Here is a 25,916-nt window from a genome sequence, read left to right on the forward strand (position 1 = left end):
GGGTGTGGGGCAGGTCGTACGGGCTCACCGGCTGTCCTCCGTCCCGGAGCCGGCCGGTGGAGCGCCGCCGTCGTGGTGCCGCGGCCGGCCGGGCACGACCGGCCCCCGTCCGGCCGTCGTCGTGTGGTGTGCACCACACCGTAGGAGAGCCGGGGTGGCCACGACCACCGGCCGGACCGCACGCACTCCCGCGGAGACGCCCGGGGCGTCTGCGCGGGAGTGCACGGCCGGCTCAGCGGCCGAGGATCCCGCCGATCGCGCCGCCGAGGCCGCCGCCCTGGCCGCCACCGCCGCTGATCATCTTGATCAGGTCGCCCGGGTCCAGCCCGAGCTTCTGCAGGATCCCGGCGTGCTGGTCGGTGTCGACCTGGCCGGGCAGGTCCTGGTCGGCCTGCTGCGCCTTGGCGTCGTCGCCCTGGGAGCGCAGCAGCTGGAGGATCTGGTCCTTGTCGATCTGCATGACGCCCCGCTACCCACTCACCCCGCGGCTCGCACCACCCGGTCGGGCCGGACGACGGCGAAGCGGGCCCGTCCCGCCCGCAGCCACGCGGTGAGCGCGCCGTCGACGTCGTCGAGCTCGGCGCGCCGGCCGGCCGCGGTGACCGCCACGCGCCCCGGCGCCGCCAGCGCCACGACCGCGGTGCCGGCACCCAGGACGTCGTCGAGCCGGCACTCCCGCCCGCCGGCGCGGACGCGCGCCCGCGGCACGAGGGTCCCGGCCAGCCGCCGACCGGCCGGGCCGCGCCGCTCGACCAGCGGCCCGGCGCGCAGCGCGGGCGTGCGGCTGTCGGTGGCGTAGGCGGCCAGCGCCGGCACGCCCGCGACCGCGGCGAGCACGGCCCGCCGCACCGGCACCGCGCCCGCTCCCCCGCCGGTCATCAGCCGCCCGACCACCGCCGCGAGCCGGACCAGCGCCCGGGCGTGCGGCTCCCGCTCGGCGCGGTGGGTGTCGAGCAGCTCCTCACCCGCGGCGCCGGTGACGACGGCGGCCACCTTCCAGGACAGCTGGTGCACGTCGCGCAGGCCGAGCCCCAGGCCCTGGCCGACGAACGGCGGGGTGAGGTGGGCGGCGTCCCCGGCCAGCAGCACGCGGCCGCGCCGCCAGCGGTCCGCCACCTGCGCCCGGTAGACGTACTCGGCCGCGCGGACCACCTCGGCGTCCTGCGCCCCGAACGGCGCGAGCAGGGCGGGCAGCGCGGCGCCGGTGAGGTCCGCGGCCGTCTCGCCGGGCCGCAGCCGCGCCTCGAAGCGGTAGCGGTCCCCGCTGACCGGCATGAACGTCGCCGCGCGGTCCGGGTCGCACACCTGGTGCACGCCCGGCCACACCGGCAGCGGCACCCGCGCGCGCAGGTCCACGACCAGCCAGCGGTCGGGCCGGCCGAGGTCGCGCATCCGCGCGCCCACCAGGCCCCGGACGGTGCTGTTCGCCCCGTCGCACCCGAGCACGGCCGAGGCGACGACGTCGCGACGCCGCCCCGTGGCCCGCTCCAGCACGGTCACCGTGACGGAGCGGTCCGCCTCCGCGAGCCCGACGACCTCCTCGCCGCCGCGCAGCTCGACGCCCGGGGTGTCGCGCACCGCGGCACGCAGCAGCCGCTCCAGGTCGGGCTGGTGGAACATCGACGCCTGGGGCCAGCCGTGCCGCCCGGCGTCCCCGGCGCGGCGGAACTCGGCGAGCGTGCGGTGCCGCGCGTCGAGCAGCCGCAGCCCCGCCATCGGCCGGCTGACCTCGAGGAACGCCTCGACGACGCCGGCGTCGGCCAGCACCCGCAGCGCCTCGTCGTCGAGGTGCACCGCGCGCGGCAGCCCGTACGGGCGGGGCTGGCGGTCGAGCAGCAGGACGGGCAGGCCGCGCCGGGCGAGCAGCAGCGCGGCGGTCGTGCCCACCGGCCCGGCGCCGACCACCACGACAGGCGGGATGACCGGCTGCGACGACACGCCGCCCAGTGTCGCCGACCGCGCCGGGTCCGGGCTGGCACAGTGGCCCGGCGATGGCCCCGACAGACGCCCCCGCGCCGCCGGCCGGGCGGCGCCGGCCCGGCCGGACGCGCGGGGACCGCCGGCGCGCACTCGCCGGCGGGCTGGGGCAGACGCTGGTCACCGCCGGCGTCGTGCTGCTGCTGTTCGTGGTCTACGAGCTGTGGGTCACCGACCTGTTCTCCGCGCGCGACCAGGACCGGCTCTCCGACCGGTTGCGGACCGAGTGGTCCGCCGAGCCGCCCGCCTCCGGGGTGCCCACCGTCCCCGCGCAGGTCCCGGTGGGCGAGCCGTTCGCGGTGCTGCACGTCCCCCGGCTGGGCGCGGACTGGTCGCGCGTCGTCCTCGAGGGGACCAGCGAGGACCAGCTGTCCCAGGGACCGGGCCACTACGCCGGGACGGCGATGCCCGGGGCGCCCGGCAACGTCGCGCTCGCCGGGCACCGGGTGGGCCGGGGCTCGCCGTTCCTCGACCTGGACCGGCTGCGGCCGGGCGACCCGGTCGTCGTCGAGGTGGCCGACGGGTGGTTCACCTACCGCGTGCTCGGCGACGCCTCCGGGGACCTGACGGCGCAGGACCCCAACGGCGTCCCCGGACAGCGGATCGTGACGCCGGCCGACGTCGACGTCATCGCCCCGGTCCCCGGGGGTGCCGCCGACGCCGCGCCCGCCGGGTCCTACCTGACGATCACCACCTGCCACCCGCGGTACTCGGCGCGGCAGCGGCTGGTGGTGCACGCCGTCCTCGACGGCCCGGGCGTGACCCGGGCGGACGCACCCGACGGGCCGCCGGCCCTGACCGAGGGCTGAGGAGGACCCCCGTGTACCGCTGGATCTGGCGACACCTGCCCGGGGGGACGGCGACCCGTTCGGTGCTGTCCCTGCTGCTCGCGCTCGCCGCGGCGGCGCTGCTGCTGTTCGTCGTCTTCCCCTGGGTGGAGCCGCACCTGCCGTTCACCGCGGTGACCGTCGACCGGGGCCGCTGAGCGGGACGTTGCAGTCCGTTGCGGCCCCTTGACGGCACCCGGTGCCGCGGTGAGTCTGTGGCGCGGCGCACACTCCAGCGGGGTGCGCCCACCAGGCTGCCCGCCGACGACGGCGGGCCGGACGGAGAGGACACCGGGTGAAGACCAAGGGCGCGATCCTGTGGGGCGTCGGCGAGGAGTGGTCGATCGAGGAGATCGAGCTGGGTGACCCGAAGGAGGGCGAGGTCCAGGTCCAGCTGGCCGCCTCCGGGCTGTGCCACAGCGACGAGCACCTCGTCACCGGCGGCACCCCGGTCGCGTTCTACCCGGTCATCGGCGGGCACGAGGGCTCCGGCGTCGTCACGAAGGTCGGCCCCGGTGTGACGGGCCTGCAGGAGGGCGACCACGTCGTCACGGCCTTCATCCCCGCCTGCGGCCAGTGCCCGCCGTGTTCCAAGGGCATGCAGAACCTCTGCGACCTCGGCGCCAACCTGCTGGCCGGCACCTCGATCTCCGACGGCAGCTACCGCATCCAGGCGCGCGGCCAGGACGTCATCCCGATGTGCCTGCTCGGCACGTTCTCGCCGTACATCACCGTGCACCAGGCGTCGGTCGTGAAGATCGAGCCCGACATCCCGCTGGAGATCGCCGCGCTGGTCGGCTGCGGCGTCACCACCGGCTGGGGCTCGGCCACCAGGGTCGCGGACGTGCGGCCGGGCGAGAACGTCGTCGTCATGGGCGCCGGCGGTGTCGGCATGAACGCCGTGCAGGGCGCGGCGGCGGCCGGCGCGAAGCGGGTCATGGTCATCGAGCCGGTGGCGAAGAAGCGCGAGTGGGCGATGGACCTCGGCGCCACGCACGTGTTCGAGTCGGCCGAGGAGGCCACCGAGAAGGTCAACGAGCTGACCTGGGGCCGGATGGCGGACAAGACGATCATCACGGTCGGCGACATCCAGGGCGAGGACGTCCAGACCGCGCTCAGCCTCACCGGCAAGGGCGGCCGCGCCGTCGTCACCGGCATGGGCAACGCCGCCAACACCGACGTCAAGCTCAGCCTGTTCGAGCTCACCCTGCTGCAGAAGGACCTGCAGGGCGCCATCTTCGGCGGCCTGGCCCCGCGGGCGGCGATCCCCGAGCTGCTCAGCCTCTACCAGGAGGGCCAGCTCAAGCTCGACGAGCTGGCCACCACGAAGTACAAGCTCGAGGACATCAACCAGGGCTACCAGGACATGCGCGACGGCAAGAACATCCGCGGGATGGTCGTCTACGGCGACTCCGACCGCTGATCCGGTCCCCGTGCCCGCCGGCGTCCGCGGCGGGCACGGGGAGCGCCGCCGCGGCCCGGCCCGCGCACCCGTCTGGCGGCCGTCGTCCGCGCTCGGGGGCTGGGCCCCGTCCCGCAGGTCCCGGTGATCGTCGTCTGCGGGCACGCGACGCGGGCGGACACGCCGGGTGCCCGTGCGCGCATCCGGTGGTCGACCGGCGCGCGGCCGCGCTCAGCCCAGCAGGCGGGTGAGGGCGGGGCCGAGGTCGCGGACGGTGCGCACCATCTGCGCCGTCCCCGCGCCCCGCGCGGCCAGCGAGCGCGCCGCCGTCTCCGCCTCGGGGGTGGGCAGCGGACAGAGCACGTGCAGCCGGTCGATGCCCGCGAGCGCGGTCTCGGGCGGGTCGCCGGTGGTGTGCAGGCAGTCCGACAGCAGCACGACCACGCGCTCGTCGGCGACCTCGGCGGCCAGCTGCAGCCGGGCTGCCCGCAGCGCGCCGGCGACGTCGGTCATCCCGTGCCCGCGCAGGCCCAGCAGGTGGGTGACGACGTCCTCCGCCGCCCGCCGCTGCCCCTGGCGCTGCACGACGTCGACGTCCCGGCCGAAGGTGATCAGGCTGGTCCGCAGCCGCTCGTCGCCGGTGAGGACGACGCCGGCCGCCGCCACCGCCGCGATCGCCACGCCGAGCCCGGTCATCGAGCCGGACGTGTCGACGGCGAGGCACACCGCGCGCCGGTGCCCGGTCCACCGCCGCGTGACCAGGTCGCCGGGCTGCAGCGGCGTCCCGACGTCCCAGCGGTCGAGCGTGCGGTCGAGGTCCAGGTCGCCGTCGCCGTGCCGGTCGGGCACCAGCCGCCGGGTGCCGCGGGTGCGCGAGCGGCCCACCCGGCCGACCTGGACGAACACGCGGCCGGCCAGGCGCCGGGCGGCGGCGCGCAGCTCGCGGTCGGTGGCCGCGGCCAGGTCGGTGAGCAGCGCGGCCGCGGCGTCGGCGTCCTGGGCCATCAGCTCGGCGAAGGCCTCCTCGTCGAGCTCGCCGACCTCCGGGCTGACCTCCTCGAACGCGTCGTGGCGGGCGGCCATCTCGCGGCGGCTGGTCTGCCGGCGGGCGCCCCCGCCGCGGCGGTCGCGGCGCGGGGAGGACGAGGGGTCAGCGCCCGCCGGGGACTCCGGCGGGCCTCCGGCTTTTCCCTCGCCACCCCCCTCGGCGGGAGCGGGGGGCTCCTCCTCGTCCGGCGGTGGCGGCCCGTCCGGCGGCCAGACGCCGTCGAGGATCTCGTCGATGACGGCCTCGGGGGTGCGCTCGACGCCCTCGGCGACCCGGATGCGGCCCGACAGGGCGGCGTGCGCGGCGTCGCGGGTGGTCTCGCGGGCGCCGTCGGCCCCCAGCCCGGACTGCCCGCGCACGTCCAGCAGCCCGCCGAGCAGCAGCACCAGGTCCGTGGCGCCGCGCACCGACGAGCCCATCCGGACGTCGCGGTGCACCCGCGAGGCCCGCACCAGCCGGACGGCGAGCCCGATCAGCGACGGCGGCGCGCCCGTCACCGCGGCGACGATGGCCCGCTCCGCGGCGGCGTCCTGGTAGCCGAGGACGACGCGGCACATGCGGTCGGCGATCGCCTGCCCGACGCGGGCGGTGCCGATGGCGTCGAACGGGTTCATCGCCGCGATCAGCCGGAAGCCGGCGGCCGCCCGCACGTGGCCGAGCCGCGGCACGGTGATCTCGCCCTCGGTGAGCACCGTGATGAGGACGTTGAGCGTCTCCTCCGGGATCCGGTTGAGCTCCTCGAGGTACAGCAGCCCCGAGCCGCGCATCGCCGTCAGCAGCGGCCCGTCGGTGAAGCTGCCGGGCACGTACCCCTCGGCCAGGACGGCGGCCGGGTCGTACTGGCCGATCAGCCGGGCCGGCGTCAGCTCGGCGTTGCCCTCGACGAACACGACCTCCTGGCCGGCCTCGGCGGCGACGGCCCGCAGCAGCGTCGACTTGCCGGTGCCCGGCGGGCCCTCGAGGACGACGTGCCGGTTGGTGCGCAGCGCGACGGTGAGCACCTCGCGCTCGCGGCGCAGCCCGATGACCGGGTGCGGCACGGTCGGCGTCACGCGGCTCCCCTCTGAGCACGGCGGTGGCTGTGAGGCAGGTTACGGACGGGGCCGCGGCAGCACGCGGTGGGCCTCCCCGGCGCGGGCCGGGTCGAGCGGGACGGCGCTGGTGAGGACGGCGGGACCGAGCCGCAGGACGCCGTCGGTCAGCGGGGCGCAGCGGACCCCGCCGCGGCCGCGCATCCCCCGGTGCGCGCCGGGCGCGAGCACGGTGTCCAGCCAGGCGCACGGGTTGGCCGGCCGCCCGCCGCGCAGGACGACGACACCCTCCCCGCAGTCGAGGGCGAACACCGCGCCGCGCAGGGCCTCGACCTCGGCGCCGCGCAGGACGACGTTGCGCCGGGCGAGCAGCGGGTCCAGCGGGCCGGCGCCGAGCTCGGCGGCCAGCGCCTCGACCGACTCGGCGGCGAGCACGGTGACGGCGGCGTCGCGGTGCGCGGGCCGGCCGGCGTAGCGGTCGCCGACGATGCCGTGTCCGGCGCGCACCTCCACCCGCTCGGCCCGGTCGCCGTCCTGCGGCGGGACGACGCCGCCGGGTCGCCCGTCGTACCGGTGCACCGGCGAGACGAGCAGCCCCACCACCTCCACGTCGTAGGTGTACGGGCGGTCGGCGTCCAGCGGGTCGACGCTCAGCGGTCGACCAGCCCGTACTCCCGGGCCTCCTCCGCCGACAGCAGCCGGCCGGCGCGCATGTCGGCGGCGACCTGCTCGACGTCACGACCGGTCGCCCCGGCCAGCCGCTCCTGCAGCCGGCGCAGCCGCCGGGCGTGCTCAGCGGCGACGGCCTCGACGTCCCGGCCGAGGCCGCTGCCCGGCGCCCGCGGCTCGGTCAGCTGGAACAGGGCGTGGGTCCCGGCGGTGCGCCGGTCGGCCACCGCGAGCACGGCCACCGCGGCGCCGGTGATCGTGCCGAGGCAGGTGACGTGCACCGGCGCGCCCATGAGGTCGATCGCGTCGACGAGGACCAGGGCGGCGTCCAGGTCGGCGCTCACACCCGACAGCCGCAGCTGGACCGGGCCGTCGCCGTCGGCGTCGAGCAGCGCCAGCTCGGCGACCGCCCGGTTGACCGCGTCGGCGTCGAGCTCGCCGGACAGCGTCACCATGCGGTGCTCGACCAGCCGCTCGGCCAGCCAGTCGGGCGAGCCGACGACGACGGACATCGTCGTCGCGCCCTGCCCGGGGACGGCGGGCGGCCGGGGCGGCGGCTGCCACGGGCTGCGCGGGGAGTCGGGCGGCGGCAGCGGGAACGGGGGCTCCGGCGGGAGGGGTGGCCAGGTGCCTGGGGGACGGGTCACGGGAACTCCTCGGACGTGCGGACCTGCCAGTCGACGGTGCGGCCCAGGGCGGCCGCGTAGCGCTCCAGCGTCGACAGCCGCGCGTCCAGCTCCCCGCTCTCCAGGCGGGCGACGGCGGACTGCGACGTCCCCATGCGCGCCGCGACCTGCGTCTGGCTCAGCTCGCTCTCCCGGCGCAGCCGGACCAGCTCCTCGATCAGCCCGCGCCGGCGCTCACCCCGGTCCTCCAGGCCGGGGAAGCGGCTGCGGCGCGGCGGCGGCATACCAGGAACGGTATACCTCTTCCGCTATGTCCACGACCCTCAGCGCTCGGCGGTGTGGTGGATCGGCCCCGCGGTGCCGCTCAGCCGCTCGCCCGTGCCGCCCCAGCGCCCGGCGATGATCTCCGCGGCGATCGAGACGGCGGTCTCCTCGGGGGTGCGGGCCCCCAGGTCCAGGCCGATCGGCGAGGACAGCCGGGCCAGCTCGGCCTCGGACAGCCCCGCCTCGCGCAGCCGCTCGAGCCGCTCGTCGTGCGTGCGCCGCGAGCCCATCGCGCCCACGTAGGCCACCGGCAGCCGCAGCGCCACCTCCAGCAGCGGGACGTCGAACTTCGGGTCGTGGGTGAGCACGCACAGCACGGTGCGCTCGTCGATGCGCCCGGCGTCGACCTCGGCCTGCAGGTAGCGGTGCGGCCACTCGACGACGACCTCGTGCGCGTCGGGGAAGCGGCGGGCAGTGGCGAACACCGGCCGGGCGTCGCACACGGTCACCCGGTAGCCGAGGAACGCCCCGACGCGGGCGACGGCGGCCGCGAAGTCGATCGCGCCGAACACGACCATCCGCGCCGGCGGGGCGAAGGAGGAGACGAACAGCGTCAGCTCGTCGCCGCGCCGCTCGCCGTCGTGGCCGTAGGTCAGCGTGCCGGTGCGGCCGGCGGCGAGCATGCCGCGGGCGTCGTCGGCGACGGCGTCGTCGAGGCGCTGCAGGCCGAGCGTGCCGGAGGACCGGTCGGGCCAGAGCACCAGCCGCCGGCCGATGCGGTCCTCGGGCCCGCGCACGCAGGTGACGACGGCGACCGGCTCGTGCCGGCCCACCGACTCGGCGATCTCCCCCAGCTCGGGGAACGACTCGCGCGAGACCGGCTCGACGAACACGTCGAGGATCCCGCCGCAGGTCAGCCCGACGGCGAACGCGTCGTCGTCGCTGACGCCGTAGCGCTCCAGCGTCGGGACGCCGGACTCGACGACGTCCCGCGCCTCCTCGTACACCGCCCCCTCGACGCAGCCGCCGGACACGCTGCCGACCGCCGTCCCGTCGGGACCGACCAACATGGCCGCCCCGGCCGGCCGCGGCGCGGACCGCCACGTGGCGACCACCGTCCCCATCCCGACCGTCTCGCCGGCCTGCCACCAGCCGACCAGGTCGTCCAGCACCTCACGCACGCGAGATCACCCCTGAAAGCTCCTCGAAGGCGGCCAGGCTGTGGCCGGACACGAACGCGTCGACCGACGGCAGCGCCGCCTGCATCCCACCGGTCAGCGGCTCGTAGCCGGCCCGGCCCTTGTGCGGGTTCACCCAGACGACGGCGTGCGCGAGCCGGCGCAGCCGCGCCATCTGCTCGCGCAGCAGGTCGGGGCTGCCCCGCTCCCACCCGTCGCTGCACACCACGACGACGGCGCCGCGGGCGGTCCCGCGCTGCCCCCACCGGTCCAGGAACGCCTTGAGCACCTCGCCCAGCCGCGTGCCGCCGGACCAGTCGGGGATCGCGCCGCCGCTGGCCGCCAGCGCCCGGTCGGGGTCGCGCAGCCGCATCTCGCGGGTCACCCGGGTCAGCCGGGTGCCGATGGTGAACACCTCGGTCGAGGCCGGCCGGGCGCGCACCGCGGCGTGGGCGAAGCGCAGCAGCGCGTCGGCGTAGGGGCTCATCGAGCCGGAGACGTCGACCAGCAGCACCACCCGCCGCGGCCGCGGCCGGGCCCGCCGGTGCAGCAGCCGGGTGACCTCGCCGCCGTCGCGCAGCGCCCGCCGCACCGTGCGCGCCGGGTGCACCGCGCCGTGCGGGGCAGGCCGGCGGCGGCGGGCCGGGCGCATGGGCGCCGCGGGGCGGACCAGCGCGAACAGCCGCCGCAGGTGCTCGCGCTCGGCCGGCGTCAGGTCGGCGACGTCGCGGTGCCGCAGCACCTCCTCGGCCGAGGCGGCGACGGCGAGGTCCGAGGGCGCCTCGCCCTCCTCACCGGGACCGCCGCCCTGCTCCAGGGGCGCGGTGGCGGCGGTCCTGGGCGGCGCGCTCGTCGCCGGCGTCGACCGGCGGGGGACCTCGCCGCCGAAGTACGCGGCGAACGCGGCGTCGTAGCGGTCGAGGTCGTCCGGACCCGAGCACAGCGTCAGCCGCCCGGCCCAGTAGACGGCGGTGGCGTCGAGGACGTCGAGCACCGCCACCGCCGACAGCATCGCCTCGACCCGGTCCGGGGAGGCGGCCACCCCGGCGGCGCGCAGCGTCCGGGCGAACCCCAGGACGGTGGCCACGACGTGGTGACGTGCTGGAACGGCCCCGTCCGGAGGCTCGCGCCGAGCGTGCGAGGCGTGAGGGGGACGGGACCCTTCACCCGCCACCGAACAGCGCTCCTCGGGCCAGCGCGTGCACCCGGTCGGTGTCCTCGCGGTACTTGAGCACCGCGCCGAGGGTGCGGGCGGCGAGGTCGGGGTCCAGGTCGCGGGCGCCGAGGGCGTGCAGCGCGGTGGCCCAGTCCATCGCCTCGGCGACGCCCGGCGGCTTGAGCAGGTCCAGCGTCCGCAGCTTCCCGGTCGCCCGGGCCACCTCGCGGGCCAGCTGCTCGGTGACCTCGGGCAGCCGGGCGCGCAGGATGGCGACCTCGCGGTCGAAGTCGGGGTGCTGCAGCCAGTGGTAGAGGCAGCGGCGCTTGAGCGCGTCGTGCACCTCGCGGGTGCGGTTGGAGGTCAGCACCACCAGCGGCGGCACCTCGGCGCGCACGGTGCCGAGCTCCGGGATGGAGATGGTGAAGTCCGACAGCACCTCGAGCAGGAAGGCCTCGAACTCGTCGTCGGCGCGGTCGACCTCGTCGACCAGCAGCACGCTCGGGGAGTCCTCCAGCGCCTGCAGCAGGGGGCGGGCGAGCAGGAACCGGCGGTCGTAGAGCGAGGCCTCGAGCGCCTCGGTGTCGCCGGTGGCGTGCGCGGCCTCGGCGGCGCGCAGGTGCAGCAGCTGGCGGCCGAAGTCCCAGTCGTAGAGCGCCTGGCTGGCCTCCAGGCCCTCGTAGCACTGCAGGCGGTACAGCGGGCGGCCGGTGACCTCGGCCAGCGCCCGGGCCAGGGCGGTCTTGCCGACGCCGGCCTCGCCCTCGAGGAACAGCGGGCGGCGCATGACCAGCGCCAGGTAGGCGGCGGTGGCCAGGCCCTCGTCGGGGAGGTAGCCGGTCGAGCGGAGCGCCGCGGCCAGCTCGTCGGGTCCGCCGGGCAGGGCGTCGGTCCCGGGGAGCTCGGTCGTGGTCTCGGTCACGCCGCCGAGCATCCCACCTGCGCAGGCGGGCGACACGCCGCGGCCCCGGTGCCCGCAACCGTTGCAGACGCCACGGTGGCCGGCCGGGAGTCGTCGTCTCCGGCCGGCCACCGCCGTCTGGTGCGCCCGGTCAGGACCGGGCCGTGGTGCTGTTACCGGTTCAGCGACCGATCTTGCCGTCGTTGTCGCGGTCCAGGGCGTCCTTGGCCTTCTGCACGAGGCCGCGGTCGTCCCCGGTGGTGCCGGTGGTCGTCCCGGTCGTGGTGCCGGCGACGCCCGTGGTGCCGCCGTCGACCTCGATCTCCTCGCGGCGCACCTGGTCGGAGACGGTCTCCTGCTCGGTCACCGTCTGGGTGTCGAGGCGGACGCGCTCGACCGGCGTGGCCTCCTTGGACACGACGGGGCGCTCGGCGTGCAGGACGACCTCGTGCTCCTCCTCGGAGATGGCCGGCCCGTCCATCGCGTTGCCGATGTTGGCGTCGGTGATGGGCTCGCGCTCGACCCGCACCTCCTCGTGGGAGACCGGGACGGTCTGGCTCACGTTCTCCGTGACGACGTACTTCCGCAGCCGCGCCCGGCCGGCCTCGACGCGCTGGGTGCCCACGTTGAGGTGCTCCTCGGAGCGGGTCATGGCGTTGTCGGTCGTCGGGCCGGAGACGTCGTGACCCACGGTGCCGCGGGTCTCGAGGTCGTCGCGCACGCCGTCGCGGTCACGGTCGGTCGCCATCCCGACGGTGCCGGTGCCGGCCGTCGTCAGGTCCTGCTGCGACCGGTCCTGGTCCAGCGAGTAGGTGCCGGCGGTGCCGACGTCCGTCGTGGTCTGCGAGGTGGTCTGCGCCGTGGTCTGCGTCGTGGTCTGCGTGCCCGAGCCGAAGCCGAGGCCGTAGTACCGGTACAGCTCCTGCTCCTCCTGCGGGGACAGGTGCCCGTCGGTGTCGATCTTCGGGGCGTCCTTGACCTGGGCCTTGCTGACGCGTACGCGCAGGCCGTCGTTGGTCAGGTCGGCGTCCCGCAGCGGGACGAAGGACTCCTTGGTGCCGAACAGCCCGGTGCGCACCGTGGCCCACTCCGGCTGACCGGTCTCGTCGTCGAGGTAGACCTCCGAGGCCGAGCCGATCTTCTCGCCGGCCTCGTCGTAGACGTCCTGTCCGATCACGCGGCTGATGGTGTCGGTGCTGATCATCGTCGCTCTCGCTCCCATCTGAGCTGTGGTGTGACGGTCGCGTAGATGGGTGACCGGGCTCGGCGCGGCGAAACGACGGAGATCGAGTGCGACGCTTCGGTGGCTGAGCGTGCACCGCCCCGCCCGAGCGGGCCCGGCGGCGGGACGGCCGTTTCCGCTGGTCACCGCGCTGTTCCGGCGAGCTGGCGCGTCGTCGACCGATCGCGACGTCCCGTGACGTTCCGCGATCGGCACGACCTCGGGCGTGTCGCGGCCTTCCTCACACACGGCCCGCTCGGCGCGTCTGCGGGCCTCATCCGCGGTCATCGGCTCTCCTGGGACCCGTGCCGCCGCGTTCCCCCTACGACAACCTGGTGCACCCCCGCACGGTCAAGAAGCCGCCGCCACAGGTGGCCGCCGAACGCGACCTCGTCGTCGAGGACCCCAGCTCGGGGTTCGTCGGCGCCGTCGTGCGCTGCGAGAAGGACGTCGTCCACCTCGAGGACCGGTTCGGGAAGGTCCGCGCCTACCCGCTCGGCCCCGGCTTCTGGGTCGACGGCCGTCCGGTGGTGCTCGTGCGCCCGACGCCGAAGGGCCCGGTGACGCCGACCCGCAGCGCCTCGGGCTCGACCTACGTGGCCGGTGCGCGCGCCCGCGTCGCCCGCGAGGGCCGCATCTACGTCGAGGGCAAGCACGACGCCGAGCTGGTCGAGAAGGTGTGGGGCCACGACCTGCGCATCGAGGGCGTCGTCGTGGAGCCGCTGCACGGCGTCGACGACCTGCCCGGCATCGTCCGCGAGTTCCGTCCCGGGCAGGGCCGGCGGCTCGGCGTGCTGGTCGACCACCTGGTGCGCGGGTCGAAGGAGTCGCGGATCGCCGAGCAGGTGACCGGGCAGCACGCGCTCGTCGTGGGCCACCCGTTCGTCGACGTCTGGCAGGCGGTCAAGCCCTCCGTCGTCGGCATCCGCGCCTGGCCGGAGGTCCCGAGGGGCGAGGACTGGAAGACCGGCGTCTGCCGCCGCCTGGGCTGGGAGGACGACACCGGCTACGTGTGGGCCCAGCGCATCCTGGCCCGCGTGCGGACCTGGACCGACCTCGAGCCCGCGCTGATCGGCCGCGTCGAGGAGCTCATCGACTTCGTCACGACGGACTGAGGAAGGACCCTCCTGCCCCCACCGCTCGCAGGCTCGCGGCGGGCCCCTGCAGGAGGGCCGCGAGCGGTGGGGGCAGGCGAGGGATCAGCCGGGCACGTAGTCGAACGTGTCCGGGTCGGGGCCGGTGCGCTCGCCGCGGTCGAGGCCGGTGACGGTGGCCATCTGGCCCTCGTCGAGCTCGAAGTCGAACAGCGCGAAGTTCTCCTCGACCCGCGCGCGGGTCACCGACTTCGGGAAGACGACGTCGCCGCGCTGCACGTGCCACCGCAGCACGACCTGGGCGGGCGTGCGGTCCAGCTTCTCCGCGATCGCGACGATCGCCGGGTCGTCGAGGACCTTGCCCTGCGCGATCGGCGACCAGGCCTCGGTGACGATCTCGTGCTCGGCGTCGAAGGCGCGCACCTCGTCGTTGGTGAGGTAGGGGTGCACCTCGATCTGGTTGACCGCCGGGCGCACCTCGGTCTCGCCGAACAGCCGGCGCAGGTGGTGCGGGTTGAAGTTGGAGACGCCGACCGCGCGGCACTTCCCCCCGGCGTAGATCTCCTCCATGGCCTTCCACGTCTCGACGTAGTCGACGTCGATGGTCGGCAGCGGCCAGTGGATCAGGAACAGGTCCAGGTAGTCGAAGCCGAGGTCGTCGAGCGTCTGGTCGAAGGCCTTCAGGGCGTCCCCGCGGCGGTGGAAGCCGTTGTTGAGCTTGCTGGTGACGAAGACCTCGGACCGGTCGATGCCCGACTCGCGGACGGCCTGGCCGACCTCCTTCTCGTTGCCGTACATCTCGGCGGTGTCGATGTGCCGGTAGCCGACCTCGAGTGCGGTGCGGACCGCCTCGACGGTCCGGTCCGGCGGGACCTGGTAGACGCCGAACCCCAACTGGGGGATCTCGACGCCGTTGTTGAGTCGGATCGCGGGCACGGTGGCCACGGGGGCTCCTCTCGCTGATGACGGTTGCGGCGCCGCGCACTCGCGTGGGCACGGAACACCGGCCCCCCGCCTACCCGGCAGCCCGGCGCTCAACCCGTGTCAGAAGTAGTCGAGCAGGCCGACCGGCGGCCCGGAGGCGAGCAGGTCCAGCGCGGACGGGTCGTCCGGGCCGGTCACGAGCCCGGCCAGCGCCGCGGCCCGGCCGCTGGTGACGCCGCAGTACAGCTGGGCGAACCCGCGCACCGCCAGGACGAGCCCCGGCTCGCGGTCCGCGCGGCGCAGCTCCCCGGCGCCGTCGGCGAGCTCGAGCTCCCAGGGACCGGCGTTGCCGGGCACGAGGGGGTCGAGCAGCGTGAACGCCACCCGTCCGCGGACGTGCCCGGGCCAGCCGCGGTCGGCGACCGCGCGGACCACGTCGACCGGTCGGTGCATGAACGCCACCCCGGGACCGGCCGGCGAGCGCTCCAGCGGCAGCGCCCCGGCGATCGCGTCGCCGGCGAGCAGGGGCAGGCGGACGGTGCGGGTCACGGTCCGCCACCCGGCCAGCACCCCGACCAGCGCCCGCGCGGCGTCGGCGGTGACCGCCACCGCGTCGTGGACGGTGAGCAGCGCCTCGGGGCCGTAGCCGCGCCCGCGCCCGTACACGAGGGCCCCGGTCGGGACGCCGTCCTGCTCGACCACCGTGAGCCCGTCCACCCCGTCGGGCCAGGGGCCCTCGTGCGGCAGGTCGAAGACGCCCCCGCGCCGGGTGAGCAGCCCGGTGCGCGGGCGGGCGAGGGTCTCGTACAGCCCGTCGACGACGGGCAGGTCGGCCGGCCCGCCGGGCCGCACCTGCACGCCCGGCACGGGCGCGGACGGCAGCGAGGCGGTGTCCAGGTCCACCCGCTGCAGGGCGCCCACGACCTCCCACCCGAGGTTCCGGTACACCGCCGACACGGTCGGGAACAGCGCGCTGACCGCGGCACCGCGCTCGTGACCGCGGGCGAGCAGGTCGGTGAGCAGCGCGCGGGCCACCCCCGCGCCCCGGTACTCGGGCAGGACGGCGACGCCGCCGACGTCCACCGTGGCCACCTCCCGGCCGCCCCACCACTGCCGGTGACCGGTGTCGGTGGCCTTGCCGACCAGCCGGCCGCGGGCGTCGAACGCGCCCAGCCGCACCAGCCCCTCGACCGGCCGCAGCGCCCACTCCGGCGCCGCGGCCGGCCCGCCGAAGGCCAGGCGGCCCAGCTCCCAGGCGGCGGGGAGCTCGTCGTCGGCCAGCGGCCGCACGGTGACGCTCACGCCGCCACCGGCTCGAGCGCCGGGCGGCGCAGCAGCGGCGCGCCGACCAGCGCGAGCGCGGCCGCGACGGCCGCGGCCAGCGCGGGGACGGCGAAGGCCGCCCGGGCGCCCCACGCGTCCACCGCCGCGCCGGCCAGCGCCGAGCCGGCGGTGACGCCCAGCGTCAGGCCGGTGTTGGTCCAGGCCAGCGCCTCGGTGAGCGCCGCCCGCGGCACCCGGGACTCGGCCAGCGACGTCCCGGACACCAGCACCGGCGCGACGGCGAGCCCGGCGAGGAACCCGGCGCCGACCAGCAGCGGCAGCGAGGCCACCGCCCACAGCCCCTGCGCGGCCAGCCCGAAGAAGACCGCCGTCGCGAGGAACCGGGTGGCCAGCGTGCCGCGCAGCCGCGCCACCCCGTAGGCGAGCCCGGCGACCAGGCTGCCGCCGGCGTAGAGCGCGAGCGCCAGCCCGGCCAGCGCGGGCGCGCCCTGCTCCTCGGCGAAGCCCACGACGACGACGTCCATCGCGCCGAACACGGTCCCCACGCCCAGGTAGGTCGCGCAGACCAGCAGCACCGCCGCGTTCAGCGCGGCCGGCCGGTGCCGCCCGCCGGCGGACGGCGCGGGCGTCGCGGTGGGCTCGGTGGCGCGCTGCCGCGCCAGCCACAGCCCGCCGACGGTGCCCAGCACGATGCCGGTGGTGAAGCCGGCGGCCGGGGCGACCATCGTGCCGAGCACGGTCACCAGCGGCGGGCCGACGACGAAGACGACCTCGTCGACGACGGACTCGAAGGCGAAGGCGGTCTGCCGGCGCTCGGCGTCCTCCAGCGCGGCCGCCCACCGGGCGCGGACCAGCGCGCCGATGTTGGGCAGGCTCGCCCCGGTCAGCCCGGCGAGGGCGAACCACGCCCAGCGCGGCCCGTCGGCGACGACGACGCCGACGAACGCCAGCCCGGTGGCGAGGTAGGCGGCCATCGCCGCCTGCAGGACCCGCCCCTGGCCGCGGCGGTCCATGGCGCGGGCCCACTGCGGCCCGCCGACCGCGGCCGCGAGGGCGAGGGTCCCGGAGACGGCGCCGGCCAGGCCGTAGCTGCCGGACTCGCCCTCGACCAGCAGCACCGCGCCCAGGCCGAGCATCGGCAGCGGGAGCCGCGCGACCCACCCAGCGAGGGAGAACCAGACGGCTCCGGGGACGGTGAACAGGCGGCCGTAGGGGCCGAACAGCGTGCGGGGTGACACGGGCTCTTCTCGCGCTTCCTGGCCACAGGCGAGTGCGGGACTGCCCGCCGGACTCTCGGGTGGCGCCCCGACCGTAACAACGGGCACCGACGTCGTCGTCCCGGTTTCCGCCTGCCCGCCCGCCGGCAACCCGGCTGCAACCTCGGCCTCCGCACCAGCGGCCCGTTCCCGGCGATCGGCTCCGCGGATGCGGGGGCCGGCCGGTTCCTGTCGCGGGACGGGGGACGTGATCGCCGTTGCGCACTACATTCGCCAGCGTGAGTGCGACCCCGCTCCCCGACCCCTGGACCCGTCCGGCCGACGGCGTCCCGGGCACCGGCGGGCTGGTCGACCGGCACGGCCGGGTCGCCACCGACCTGCGGGTCTCGCTCACCGACCGCTGCAACCTGCGCTGCACCTACTGCATGCCGCCCGAGGGGCTGCAGTGGCTGCCCAAGGTCGAGCAGCTCACCGACGACGAGGTCGTCCGGCTGGTCCGCATCGGCGTCGAGCAGCTGGGCGTCCGCGAGGTCCGCTTCACCGGTGGCGAGCCGCTGCTGCGCCCGGGCCTGGTCGGCATCGTCGAGGCCACGACGGCACTCGCGCCGCGCCCGGAGGTCAGCCTCACCACCAACGCCATCGGGCTGGCCCGCGTCGCCCCCGCGCTCGCCGCGGCGGGGCTGGACCGGATCAACGTCAGCCTCGACACCCTCGACCGCGAGCGGTTCAAGGCCCTCACCCACCGCGACCGGCTCGACGACGTCCTGGCCGGGCTGCAGGCCGCCCAGGACGCCGGGCTCACCCCGGTCAAGGTCAACGCGGTCCTGCTGCGCGGCATGAACGAGGCCGACGCCGTCCCGCTGCTCGACTTCTGCCTCGAGCGCGGCTACCAGCTGCGGTTCATCGAGCAGATGCCGCTCGACGCGCACCACGCCTGGACCCGCGGCGAGATGGTCACCGCGGAGGACGTCCTCGAGCGGCTCTCGGCCGCACACGACCTCACGCCCGACACCGAGGAGCGCGGCTCGGCGCCGGCCGAGCGGTGGCTGGTCGACGGCGGCCCGGCCACCGTCGGCGTGATCGCCTCGGTCACCCGCTCCTTCTGCGGCACCTGCGACCGCACCCGGCTCACCGCCGACGGCCAGGTCCGCAACTGCCTGTTCGCCCGCGAGGAGTCCGACCTGCGGACGGCGATGCGCGAGGGCGCCACCGATGCCGAGCTCGCCGACCGCTGGCGGATCGCCACCCTGGCCAAGCTGCCCGGCCACGGCATCGACGACCCGAGCTTCCTGCAGCCGTCCCGGCCGATGTCGGCCATCGGCGGCTGAGATGGTGACCGTCCGCTACTTCGCCGGCGCCCGCGCCGCGGCCGGCGTGGACACCGAGACCTGCGAGGCCGGCACGCTCCAGGAGCTGGTCGGCCGGATCGTCGACGCCCACGGCGAGCGCCTCGAACGGGTGCTCACCGCCTGCTCCTTCCTGGTCGACGGAACGCAGACGCGCGACCGCGCGTTGGAGCTGTCGCCCGGGGCGGTCGTGGACGTGCTGCCCCCCTTCGCCGGAGGATGACCGCCCCCTCGTGAGCCAGCCTCACCATACGAGCCGTCCCCTGCCCTCCCCCGCCACCGAGGTCGCTCCGTGATCGAGTGGCTGCTGGTCCTCGTCGGCGTCCTGCTGGTCCTCGCCTGCGCCGGCTTCGTGGCCTTCGAGTTCGCGCTGGTGACCGTCGACCGGGCCACCGTCGAGCGCGAGACCGAGGCCGGCGTCCGCGGGTCGGCGGGCGTCCTCGCCGCGCTGCGGACGCTGTCGACCCAGCTCTCCGGCGCCCAGCTCGGCATCACCGTCACCAACCTGGCCATCGGCTTCGTCGCCGAGCCCTCCATCGCCGCGCTGCTGCGCGGGCCGCTGGAGTCGGCCGGCCTGTCCGGCGCCGCGGCCCGGTCGGTGTCGATCACCCTCGCCCTGGTCCTGGCCACCGTGTTGACCATGGTGTTCGGCGAGCTGGTTCCCAAGAACGTGGCGATCAGCCAGCCGCTGCACACCGCCCGCGCCGTCGCCGGCTTCCAGCGCGGCTTCACGAAGGCGACGTCGCTGGTCATCCGGTTCCTCAACGGCTGGGCCAACGCGATGCTGCGCCGGCTGTTCGGCGTGGAGCCACAGGAGGAGCTGGCCTCGGCCCGCTCGCCGGAGGAGCTGACCTCGCTGGTCCGCCGCTCGGGCCGGCAGGGCACCCTGCCCGCCGAGACCGCGGTGATGCTCGAGCGCGGGCTGGCCTTCGGCGAGCTGCGCGCCAGCGACGCGGCCACGCCGCGCACCCGCATGACCACCGTCCCCGCCGACGCCCCCGTGGCCGAGGTGCTCACCGCCGCGCGCGACTCGGGGCACTCCCGGTTCCCGGTGGTCGCCGACGGCGGCGTCGACGACGTCGTCGGGATGGTCCACGTGAAACACGCCCTCGCCGTCGCCCGCGACCGGCGGGCCGACACCCCGGTCTCGGCGGTCATGCTGCCGCCGCTGTTCGTCCCCACCTCCCGGCGGCTGGACGACCTGCTCGGCGACCTGCGCCGCGGCGGGCTGCAGATGGCCGTCGTCGTCGACGAGTACGGCGGCACCGACGGCGTGGTGACCGTCGAGGACCTCGTGGAGGAGATCGTCGGCGACCTCACCGACGAGCACGACCAGGAGACCGGCGACGACGTCGTCGACCGCGGCGACGGCACCTGGTCGGTGTCCGGGCTGCTGCGGCCCGACGAGGTGGCCGCCGCGACCGGCCTGGCCGTGCCCGCCGACCGGCACTGGGAGACCCTCGGCGGCCTGGTGCTGCACGTGCTCGGCCGGATCCCCGAGGTCGGGGACCGGATCGAGGCGCGGCCCGCTCTGCCGCCGGAGCTGGCCGCCGAGGCCGAGGGGCTCCCGGCCGGCGTGTGGGTGCAGGTCGAGCGGGTCGACGGCACCCGCGTCGAGCGGGCCGTCGTCGGCGGCCTGCCGGCCACCACCGGCGACGACGAGGAGGACGACCGTGGGTGACTGGGTCGGCGTGCTGGTCGCCGTCGTGCTGCTGCTCGCCAACGCGTTCTTCGTCGGCGCGGAGTTCGCGCTCATCTCCGCGCGCCGCTCCTCGATCGAGCCGCTGGCCGAGGCGGGCTCCCGCCGCGCCCGCACCACGCTGGCCGCGATGGAGCGCGTGTCGCTGATGATGGCCGGCGCGCAGCTGGGCATCACCGTCTGCTCGCTGGGGCTGGGCGCCATCGGCGAGCCCGCGGTGGCGCACCTGCTCGAGCCGGTGTTCGAGGCGCTGTCGGTGCCCGAGGCGCTGGTGCACCCCATCTCGTTCGTGATCGCGCTGACCGTCGTCGTCGCGCTGCACGTGGTGATCGGCGAGATGGTGCCGAAGAACCTGGCGCTGGCCGGCCCCGACCGGGCCGCGCTGGTCCTCGCCCCGCTGCTGTCCGGCGTGGTCACGGTGCTCAAGCCGGTGATCGTCTCGCTGAACGCGCTGGCCAACGGGGTGCTGCGGCTGCTGCGCGTCCAGCCCAGGGACGAGGTGACCAGCGCCTTCACCCGCGACGAGGTCGCCGGCCTGATCGACGAGTCCCGCGCCGGCGGCCTGCTCGACGAGCGCGGCCACGAGCTGCTCACCGGCGCGCTGCAGCTGGAGGAGCGCGACACCCGCTCGGTGCTCATCCCGCGGGCCGCGCTGACCGTCGTCGCGCCGGACGACGACGTCGCCGCCGTGGAGCGCGCCGCGGCCGCCACCGGCTTCTCCCGCTTCCCGGTGGCCGTCGGCGACCGGCTGCTCGGCTACGTCCACGTCAAGGACGTGCTGGCCGCCGACGGCGCGCCGGAGCCGCGGGTCCGGGACATCACCCGGCCGCTGCCCCGGGTGGCCGCCGAGGACGACCTGCGCCGCACGCTGGGCGTCATGCAGGCCGGTCGCGCCCAGTTCGCCGCGGTCACCGAGGGCGGCCGCGTCGCCGGCGTCGTCGCGCTCGAGGACATCCTGGAGGAGCTCGTCGGCGAGATCCGGGATGCTGCACACCGGGACTCCCCACACCGGAACGCCGAGAGGACGGGAGCGCGATGAGCTTCATCGAGAAGGCGAAGGCCAAGGCCGAGGAGCTGCTCGGGCGGGCCGAGGAGGTCTACGGCCAGTCGCACGGCGACGCCGCCGCGCAGGTGGCCGGCGAGGCCCACCGGCTGGAGGGCGAGGCGGAGCTGGAGGAGGAGCGCGCCGAGGAGGCCGCGCACAGGCGCACCCGCCCGACCGACGAGGGCGGCTCCACCGCCGGCTGAGCGGGAGCACCGTCCGGCGCCCCGTCCGCCGGCCCGTGCGTCTTGACCGGTGTCCGCCCCCGGGCGAAGCATGGCGGCCAGCGGGGGCGGACCCGGATGGGGGCTACCCATGACGACGACACGGCTGCGCCCCGAGCTGGACGACCTCCGTGCCCGCGTGTCGGGCACCGTGGTCGGGGAGCACGACCCCGGCTACGACGAGGCCCGCGCGGTGTGGAACGGCATGATCGACCGTCGTCCCTGGGCCGTGGTGCGGGCCGCCGGCGTGGAGGACGTCGCGCCCACCATCGGCTACGCCCGGGAGCACGCCCTCGACCTGGCCGTGCGCGGAGGGGGGCACAACGTCGCCGGCACCAGCAGCGTGGACGGCGGGGTCGTGCTCGACCTCGGCGGCCTGCACGCCGTGTCGGTCGACCCGGCGGCGGGGACCGTGCGCGTCGAGGCGGGCGCCACGCTGGCCCACGTCGACGCGGCCACGGAGCCGCACGGGCTCGTCGTGCCGGTCGGCGTCGTGTCCGGTACCGGCATCGCGGGGCTCACCCTCGGCGGAGGGGTGGGCTGGCTGACCCGGCCGTACGGGCTGGCCGCCGACAACCTGGTGTCCGTCGAGCTGGTCACCGCCGACGGGCAGCGGATCACGGCCGGCGACACCGCGCACCCCGACCTCTTCTGGGCGCTCCACGGCGGTGGCGGCAACTTCGGCGTGGTCACCTCCTTCACCTTCCGGGCCCGGCCGCTCGGACCGCGGGTGTTCGCCGGCAACTTCCTCTACCGGCAGGACCGCTGGCCCCAGGCGTGGGCCGCGATGGAGAGGTGGACGCGCGACCTGCCGGACGAGATGACGGCGATCTCGACGTCGTTGACCCCGCCGCCCGTCGCGGGGCTGGGCGACGAGCCGCTCCTGCTGGTCGGGTTCGCGTGGGCCTCGGCCGACCACGCGGCCGGGGAGGCCCACGCCGAGCGGCTGCGCGCGCTCGCCCCGCCGGACGAGGAGGAGCTCGGCGCGGTGCGGTGGGTCGAGTGGCAGTCCGCGTTCGACGCCCTGTTCCCCGACGGTGTCCGGGCCTACTGGCGCAACACCTCGTTCGACCGGCTCGACGCCGCGGTGGCCGACGTGCTGGTCCGCCGCGCGTCGGAGCAGACCTGGACCGGCACCGCCTTCGACGTCCACCACCTCGGCGGTGCGTTCGGACGCGTGCCCGAGGAGGCGACGCCGTTCCCCAACCGGGCCGCCCGGTTCTGGCTCAACGTCTACGGGTTCTGGAGCGACCCGGCCGACGACGACGCCCGGACCGCGTTCGTCCGGGGCCTGGCCACGGACATGGAGCCGTTCACCACCGGGGGCCAGTACGTCAACTTCCAGGGCGCCGAGCCGGCGGGGCACCGCGGGTTCGACCCGCGCAGGGTCTTCGGTGCGGCCAAGTACCGGCGGCTCGTCGACGTGAAGCGGCGCTACGACCCCGGGAACCTCTTCCACGTCAACCACAACATCCCGCCGGGCTGAGCCCCGGCCCGGGCACTCGGCCGTCCGGCACGGCGCCGTCCGGCAGCGGGGTGGCGGGGGTCCTCAGCTCCCGAGACGCAGGGCGACCAGCGCGACGTCGTCCTCGGGCCGGCCGTGCACGAGCCGCTCGATCACCTCGTCGCACAGCTCGTCGAGCGGCCGCCCGGCGAGCTCGGTGACGGCCCCGGTCAGCCGGGCCAGCCCGGCGTCGAGGTCGAGGCCGCGCCGCTCGACCAGCCCGTCGGTGAACAGCAGCACCGTGGAGCCGGGCTCGAGGACCACGGCGCTCTCGCCGCGGGCGCCGGCCGGGTCGACGCCGAGCAGCAGGTCGCCGGGCGGCGGGGGCAGCTCGACCGGCCGGCCCGACGGGTCGAGCACAAGCGGCGGCAGGTGGCCGGCGCTGGACCAGCACATCCGCGTCGCCGCGCCCTCCCCCGGCAGCCGCTCGAAACGGGCGACGGCGGCGGTGGCGTAGGTGTCCACGCCGAGGGTGGCCATCGCCTCGTCCAGCCCGCGCAGCACCTCGGCGGGGCCGGCGTCGCTGTAGGCGGCGATGCCGCGCAGCAGCGAGCGCAGCTGCCCCATCGCGGCCGCCGCGGCGGTGTCGTGCCCGACGACGTCGCCGATGACCAGCGTCGTCGCCCCGCCGGGCTGGACGAAGGCGTCGTACCAGTCGCCGCCGACCCGCGCCGCCTCCGCCGCCGGGGTGTACCGCACCTCGACCGCCCCGAGCCCGGACCCGCGCGGGTCGGTGAGCAGGCTGCGCTGCAGCGCCTCGGCGAGCTGGTGCTGGCGGGCGAACAGCCGGACGTTGTCCAGCGCCAGGCCCACCCGGCCCGCGACCTCGCGGGCGGTGAGCGGGTCCACCCGGGCGGCGCTGCGGCTCTCGGCGGCGAGGAAGGTCAGCGCGCCGATCACCCGGTCCCGACCGGGCAGCGGGACGGCGAGCACGGCGGGCGCGCCCAGCCCGCGGTAGAGCCGGGCGGCCTCCTCGTCCTCGATCGCGGCGAGCACCGCGGCGCCGTCGGAGGCCACCGTCTCCCCCGCCAGCGCGCGGACCACCGGGGCGGCGGCGGGCATCCCGGGCAGCCGGACGGCGGCGTAGCGGGCCAGCAGCTCGCGGCGGGCGGGGTCGCCGTGCCAGGACCCGAGGTCGCGGGGGCGGCCGTCGTCGTCGAGGACGGTGAGCAGGCAGGCCTCGCCCAGCTCCGGCACGACCAGCCGCGGGATCCGGCGGACCGCCTCGGCGAGCTCCAGCGTGCCGGTCAGCTCGGAGCCGACGCGGGCCAGCAGCGCGAGCCGGTCCTGCGCGGTCCGGCGGGCGGTGACCTCGGAGAAGTACAGGGCCAGGCCGGTCGGCAGCGGGACGGCGCGCACCTCGAACCAGCCGTCGAGCGGCGCGGGGTGGTAGGCCTCGACGCTCCGCGGGGTGCCGGTGGCCATCGCCTCGCGGTAGACCCGGCCGAACTCGTCGTCCCGGTGGGCGGGGAAGGACGCCCAGAAGCAGCTGCCCACGAGCTCGTCGCGCGTCCGGCCGACCACGGCCTCGCCGTGGACGTTGACGTAGGTGACCCGCCAGTCGGCGTCGACGGCGATGTAGCCCAGGGGCATCGCCTCGAGGACGGGGTCGCGCTCCGGCGCGGGCACGGGCACCTCGCTGTCGTCCGGCCGCTGTGCGCGGGCACACCGGGGCAAGCCCCACCCCACCCTTGGAGTGGGCATCGTTGTGCCACGCGCGTCCCGGCCGGTCAAGCAGCCGGGCCGCACCGGTACCGGGACGCGACCTGCCTCAGGGGCAGGCGACCCACTCCTCGTCGCCGTCGGTGAAGACCTGGCGCTTCCAGATCGGCAGCCGCTTCTTCACCTCGTCGACGAGCTCGGCGCAGGCGGTGAAGGCCTCCCCGCGGTGGGCCGAGCTGACCGCGCAGGCCAGCGCGACGTCGCCGATGCCCAGCAGGCCGACCCGGTGGGAGACGGCGACCGCGCGGATCCCCGGGCGGGCGGCGAACTCCTCGGCGAGCTCGGTGATGACCTGCGCGGCGGTGGGGTGGCCGACGTACTCCAGCTCGGTCACCGACCGGCCGCCGTCGGTGTCCCGGACGACGCCGGAGAAGGAGACGACGGCGCCGGCACCCGCGTCGGCCACGGCCTGCTCGTGCTCGGCGACCGACAGCGGCTCGTCGACGACCCGGGCGATCACGGCGCCGAAGCTACCCCGCCCGGCGGCACGTCGAGGTCCCCCGGGTCCGCCAGGCCCGTGCAGTCGACCTCGGTGACCGGGTGCGCGGCCAGGTAGCGGCGGGCGCCCTCGTCACCGGTCGCCGTCGCCGCCACCCCGGCCCAGTGGTCGCGCCCCAGCAGCACCGGGTGCCCGCGGACGCCGTCGTAGGCGGCGACCGCCAGCGCGCCGGGGTGCGCGTGCGCGGCGACGGCGCGCAGCGCCTCCGGCGTCATCCCCGGCACGTCCACCAGCGTGACCAGGGCGGCGTCGACCCTCCCGGGCCAGCCGCGCAGGCCGTCGAGGCCGGTGCGCAGGCTCGAGGCCATGCCGGTCTCCCAGTCGCGGTTGGCCAGCACGGTCGCGCCGGTGAGGTCGGCAGTCCGCCACACGTCGACCGCACGGGCACCCAGGACGACGAGCACCGGGTCGCACACCGCGCGGGCCGTGCGCACCGCTCGCTCGACCAGCAGGCTGCCGCCGTACTCGACCAGCGCCTTGGGCATGCCGTAGCGCCGCCCCCCGCCCGCGGCGAGGACCAGCCCGGCGACCGTCGTCATGACCCCAGCCTGTCAGCGCGTCCGGTCTCAGCGCGCGTAGACGGCGACCTCGGAGGCCTTGACCACCGCCCACACCGGCGACCCCGGCGCCAGCCCGAGCTCGGCGAAGGCGGTCGCGGTGACGTCGGCGACCAGCGGCACCTCGCCGTCGAGCTCGCAGCGCACCGTGGCGCCGTGCGGCGTCGCCCCGGCCACCCGCGCCGGCCAGACGTTGCGGGGGCTGCCCTCGGGCCGGACCGGGTAGAGCGCCACCGACTCCGGGCGGACGGCGACGAACACCGGCCCCGCGGTCTCCTCGGCCACCGCCACCACGCCACCGCCGTCGAGGCGCACCGCCGTCCCCTCCCCCGTGCCCGGCAGCAGGGACAGCCCGACCAGCCGCGCGACGTAGTCGGTGCGGGGGTGCCGGCTGACGTCGGAGGGCGTCCCGGCCTGCACCACCCGGCCGTCCTCGACCACCACGACCCGGTCGGCCAGCGCCATGGCGTCCACCGGGTCGTGGGTGACCAGCACGGTGCTGC

27 protein-coding genes are annotated in these 25,916 nt (G+C 76.4%); 10 read left to right on the top strand and 17 right to left on the bottom strand.

The window, feature by feature from the left end; all coding sequences use genetic code 11:
* Window positions 1-232 precede the first annotated feature (232 nt).
* Both ACFO3M_RS17550 and ACFO3M_RS17555 read right to left on the bottom strand, forming a co-directional pair.
* On the bottom strand, window positions 233-460 hold the full coding sequence (locus ACFO3M_RS17550; protein ID WP_387991665.1) for a hypothetical protein: 228 nt from the start codon (window positions 458-460) through the stop codon (window positions 233-235).
* 17 nt (window positions 461-477) lie between these two features.
* The gene (locus ACFO3M_RS17555; RefSeq protein WP_387991668.1) at window positions 478-1,938 is read right to left on the bottom strand and encodes a bifunctional 3-(3-hydroxy-phenyl)propionate/3-hydroxycinnamic acid hydroxylase; all 1,461 of its coding nucleotides are present in this window, start codon (window positions 1,936-1,938) and stop codon (window positions 478-480) included.
* A 53-nt stretch (window positions 1,939-1,991) separates the two neighbouring features.
* On the opposite strand from ACFO3M_RS17555, the gene ACFO3M_RS17560 reads away from it, so the two are divergent.
* The 3 genes from ACFO3M_RS17560 to ACFO3M_RS17570 all read left to right on the top strand — a co-directional run bounded on the left by ACFO3M_RS17560 (window position 1,992) and on the right by ACFO3M_RS17570 (window position 4,227).
* Entirely contained in the window at window positions 1,992-2,786 is a 795-nt protein-coding gene (locus tag ACFO3M_RS17560) for a class E sortase (protein ID WP_387991671.1), read from the top strand.
* 11 nt (window positions 2,787-2,797) lie between these two features.
* Entirely contained in the window at window positions 2,798-2,962 is a 165-nt protein-coding gene (locus tag ACFO3M_RS17565; RefSeq protein WP_387991674.1) for a hypothetical protein, read from the top strand.
* A 137-nt stretch (window positions 2,963-3,099) separates the two neighbouring features.
* A complete protein-coding gene (locus tag ACFO3M_RS17570; RefSeq protein ID WP_387991677.1) occupies window positions 3,100-4,227 on the top strand; it encodes an NDMA-dependent alcohol dehydrogenase in 1,128 nt (375 codons plus the stop codon).
* A gap of 210 nt (window positions 4,228-4,437) precedes the next feature.
* Here the strand turns inward: ACFO3M_RS17570 and ACFO3M_RS17575 are convergent, their stop codons facing one another.
* The 8 genes from ACFO3M_RS17575 to ACFO3M_RS17610 all read right to left on the bottom strand — a co-directional run bounded on the left by ACFO3M_RS17575 (window position 4,438) and on the right by ACFO3M_RS17610 (window position 12,283).
* Entirely contained in the window at window positions 4,438-6,306 is a 1,869-nt protein-coding gene (locus tag ACFO3M_RS17575) for an AAA family ATPase (protein WP_387991680.1), read from the bottom strand.
* 39 nt (window positions 6,307-6,345) lie between these two features.
* Window positions 6,346-6,894 carry an MOSC domain-containing protein gene (locus tag ACFO3M_RS17580; protein ID WP_387991683.1) on the bottom strand — a complete coding sequence of 183 codons (549 nt, stop codon included), beginning with the start codon at window positions 6,892-6,894 and terminating at the stop codon, window positions 6,346-6,348.
* A gap of 41 nt (window positions 6,895-6,935) precedes the next feature.
* Window positions 6,936-7,601, bottom strand: coding sequence for an ATP-dependent Clp protease proteolytic subunit (locus ACFO3M_RS17585; RefSeq protein WP_387991686.1), 666 nt, complete (start codon window positions 7,599-7,601; stop codon window positions 6,936-6,938).
* Window positions 7,598-7,864: a helix-turn-helix domain-containing protein gene (locus ACFO3M_RS17590; RefSeq protein ID WP_387991689.1), complete on the bottom strand. Its 267-nt coding sequence runs from the start codon at window positions 7,862-7,864 to the stop codon at window positions 7,598-7,600. The genes ACFO3M_RS17585 and ACFO3M_RS17590 overlap by 4 nt, the downstream gene beginning before the upstream one ends.
* Before the next feature lie 39 nt (window positions 7,865-7,903).
* Entirely contained in the window at window positions 7,904-9,025 is a 1,122-nt protein-coding gene (locus tag ACFO3M_RS17595) for an XdhC family protein (RefSeq protein ID WP_387991691.1), read from the bottom strand.
* Window positions 9,018-10,109 (bottom strand): vWA domain-containing protein, encoded by a 1,092-nt coding sequence (locus ACFO3M_RS17600; RefSeq protein WP_387991694.1) that lies wholly within the window; start codon window positions 10,107-10,109, stop codon window positions 9,018-9,020. Before ACFO3M_RS17600 ends, ACFO3M_RS17595 begins: the two co-directional genes overlap by 8 nt.
* Window positions 10,110-10,185: 76 nt before the next feature.
* Complete coding sequence (locus ACFO3M_RS17605) at window positions 10,186-11,100, bottom strand: AAA family ATPase (RefSeq protein ID WP_387991697.1); 915 nt, start codon at window positions 11,098-11,100, stop codon at window positions 10,186-10,188.
* Between the two features lie 160 nt (window positions 11,101-11,260).
* Complete coding sequence (locus ACFO3M_RS17610; RefSeq protein ID WP_387991700.1) at window positions 11,261-12,283, bottom strand: PRC and DUF2382 domain-containing protein; 1,023 nt, start codon at window positions 12,281-12,283, stop codon at window positions 11,261-11,263.
* 323 nt (window positions 12,284-12,606) lie between these two features.
* Between ACFO3M_RS17610 and ACFO3M_RS17615 the strand changes: the two genes are divergently transcribed.
* On the top strand, window positions 12,607-13,416 hold the full coding sequence (locus ACFO3M_RS17615; protein WP_387991703.1) for a DUF3097 domain-containing protein: 810 nt from the start codon (window positions 12,607-12,609) through the stop codon (window positions 13,414-13,416).
* Window positions 13,417-13,500: 84 nt separating this feature from the next.
* Here ACFO3M_RS17615 and ACFO3M_RS17620 read toward each other — a convergent pair whose 3' ends face one another.
* The 3 genes from ACFO3M_RS17620 to ACFO3M_RS17630 form a co-directional block, all read right to left on the bottom strand.
* On the bottom strand, window positions 13,501-14,340 hold the full coding sequence (locus ACFO3M_RS17620; RefSeq protein ID WP_387991706.1) for an aldo/keto reductase: 840 nt from the start codon (window positions 14,338-14,340) through the stop codon (window positions 13,501-13,503).
* 99 nt (window positions 14,341-14,439) lie between these two features.
* Window positions 14,440-15,621: a GNAT family N-acetyltransferase gene (locus ACFO3M_RS17625; protein WP_387991709.1), complete on the bottom strand. Its 1,182-nt coding sequence runs from the start codon at window positions 15,619-15,621 to the stop codon at window positions 14,440-14,442.
* Window positions 15,618-16,841 carry an MFS transporter gene (locus ACFO3M_RS17630; protein WP_387991712.1) on the bottom strand — a complete coding sequence of 408 codons (1,224 nt, stop codon included), beginning with the start codon at window positions 16,839-16,841 and terminating at the stop codon, window positions 15,618-15,620. Before ACFO3M_RS17630 ends, ACFO3M_RS17625 begins: the two co-directional genes overlap by 4 nt.
* Window positions 16,842-17,098: 257 nt before the next feature.
* Here ACFO3M_RS17630 and moaA point away from each other — a divergent pair, with 257 nt between their 5' ends.
* The 6 genes from moaA to ACFO3M_RS17660 all read left to right on the top strand — a co-directional run bounded on the left by moaA (window position 17,099) and on the right by ACFO3M_RS17660 (window position 22,617).
* On the top strand, window positions 17,099-18,148 hold the full coding sequence (gene moaA / locus ACFO3M_RS17635) for a GTP 3',8-cyclase MoaA (protein WP_387991715.1): 1,050 nt from the start codon (window positions 17,099-17,101) through the stop codon (window positions 18,146-18,148).
* 1 nt (window position 18,149) lies between these two features.
* Window positions 18,150-18,389, top strand: coding sequence for a MoaD/ThiS family protein (locus ACFO3M_RS17640; RefSeq protein WP_387991718.1), 240 nt, complete (start codon window positions 18,150-18,152; stop codon window positions 18,387-18,389).
* A 69-nt stretch (window positions 18,390-18,458) separates the two neighbouring features.
* On the top strand, window positions 18,459-19,847 hold the full coding sequence (locus tag ACFO3M_RS17645) for a hemolysin family protein (protein ID WP_387991720.1): 1,389 nt from the start codon (window positions 18,459-18,461) through the stop codon (window positions 19,845-19,847).
* A complete protein-coding gene (locus ACFO3M_RS17650; protein ID WP_387991723.1) occupies window positions 19,840-20,904 on the top strand; it encodes a hemolysin family protein in 1,065 nt (354 codons plus the stop codon). Before ACFO3M_RS17645 ends, ACFO3M_RS17650 begins: the two co-directional genes overlap by 8 nt.
* Window positions 20,901-21,113: a hypothetical protein gene (locus tag ACFO3M_RS17655; RefSeq protein WP_387991726.1), complete on the top strand. Its 213-nt coding sequence runs from the start codon at window positions 20,901-20,903 to the stop codon at window positions 21,111-21,113. The genes ACFO3M_RS17650 and ACFO3M_RS17655 overlap by 4 nt, the downstream gene beginning before the upstream one ends.
* 109 nt (window positions 21,114-21,222) lie before the next feature.
* Window positions 21,223-22,617 carry an FAD-binding oxidoreductase gene (locus ACFO3M_RS17660; RefSeq protein WP_387991729.1) on the top strand — a complete coding sequence of 465 codons (1,395 nt, stop codon included), beginning with the start codon at window positions 21,223-21,225 and terminating at the stop codon, window positions 22,615-22,617.
* Between the two features lie 63 nt (window positions 22,618-22,680).
* Here ACFO3M_RS17660 and ACFO3M_RS17665 read toward each other — a convergent pair whose 3' ends face one another.
* The 4 genes from ACFO3M_RS17665 to ACFO3M_RS22720 form a co-directional block, all read right to left on the bottom strand.
* Window positions 22,681-24,264, bottom strand: coding sequence for a SpoIIE family protein phosphatase (locus tag ACFO3M_RS17665; RefSeq protein WP_387991732.1), 1,584 nt, complete (start codon window positions 24,262-24,264; stop codon window positions 22,681-22,683).
* Between the two features lie 142 nt (window positions 24,265-24,406).
* Entirely contained in the window at window positions 24,407-24,817 is a 411-nt protein-coding gene (locus ACFO3M_RS17670; protein ID WP_387991735.1) for a molybdenum cofactor biosynthesis protein MoaE, read from the bottom strand.
* A complete protein-coding gene (locus tag ACFO3M_RS17675; protein ID WP_387991738.1) occupies window positions 24,814-25,395 on the bottom strand; it encodes a nucleotidyltransferase family protein in 582 nt (193 codons plus the stop codon). The genes ACFO3M_RS17670 and ACFO3M_RS17675 overlap by 4 nt, the downstream gene beginning before the upstream one ends.
* Before the next feature lie 27 nt (window positions 25,396-25,422).
* A complete protein-coding gene (locus tag ACFO3M_RS22720) occupies window positions 25,423-25,878 on the bottom strand; it encodes a TOBE domain-containing protein (protein WP_417398479.1) in 456 nt (151 codons plus the stop codon).
* Window positions 25,879-25,916 lie beyond the last annotated feature (38 nt).

It is taken from the genome of Geodermatophilus arenarius (assembly GCF_042654585.1).
Classification (GTDB): domain Bacteria; phylum Actinomycetota; class Actinomycetes; order Mycobacteriales; family Geodermatophilaceae; genus Geodermatophilus; species Geodermatophilus arenarius.

What these genes read in the sequence shown, in the direction of transcription:
- ACFO3M_RS17550 (WP_387991665.1), bottom strand. Translation starts at nt 460, where the DNA reads ATGCAGATCGACAAGGACCAGATCCTCCAGCTGCTGCGCTCCCAGGGC.
- ACFO3M_RS17560 (WP_387991671.1), top strand. Translation starts at nt 1,992, where the DNA reads ATGGCCCCGACAGACGCCCCCGCGCCGCCGGCCGGGCGGCGCCGGCCC.
- ACFO3M_RS17590 (WP_387991689.1), bottom strand. Translation starts at nt 7,864, where the DNA reads ATGCCGCCGCCGCGCCGCAGCCGCTTCCCCGGCCTGGAGGACCGGGGT.
- ACFO3M_RS17610 (WP_387991700.1), bottom strand. Translation starts at nt 12,283, where the DNA reads ATGATCAGCACCGACACCATCAGCCGCGTGATCGGACAGGACGTCTAC.
- ACFO3M_RS17640 (WP_387991718.1), top strand. Translation starts at nt 18,150, where the DNA reads ATGGTGACCGTCCGCTACTTCGCCGGCGCCCGCGCCGCGGCCGGCGTG.
- ACFO3M_RS17655 (WP_387991726.1), top strand. Translation starts at nt 20,901, where the DNA reads ATGAGCTTCATCGAGAAGGCGAAGGCCAAGGCCGAGGAGCTGCTCGGG.
- ACFO3M_RS17660 (WP_387991729.1), top strand. Translation starts at nt 21,223, where the DNA reads ATGACGACGACACGGCTGCGCCCCGAGCTGGACGACCTCCGTGCCCGC.
- ACFO3M_RS17675 (WP_387991738.1), bottom strand. Translation starts at nt 25,395, where the DNA reads ATGACGACGGTCGCCGGGCTGGTCCTCGCCGCGGGCGGGGGGCGGCGC.
- ACFO3M_RS22720 (WP_417398479.1), bottom strand. Translation starts at nt 25,878, where the DNA reads ATGGCGCTGGCCGACCGGGTCGTGGTGGTCGAGGACGGCCGGGTGGTG.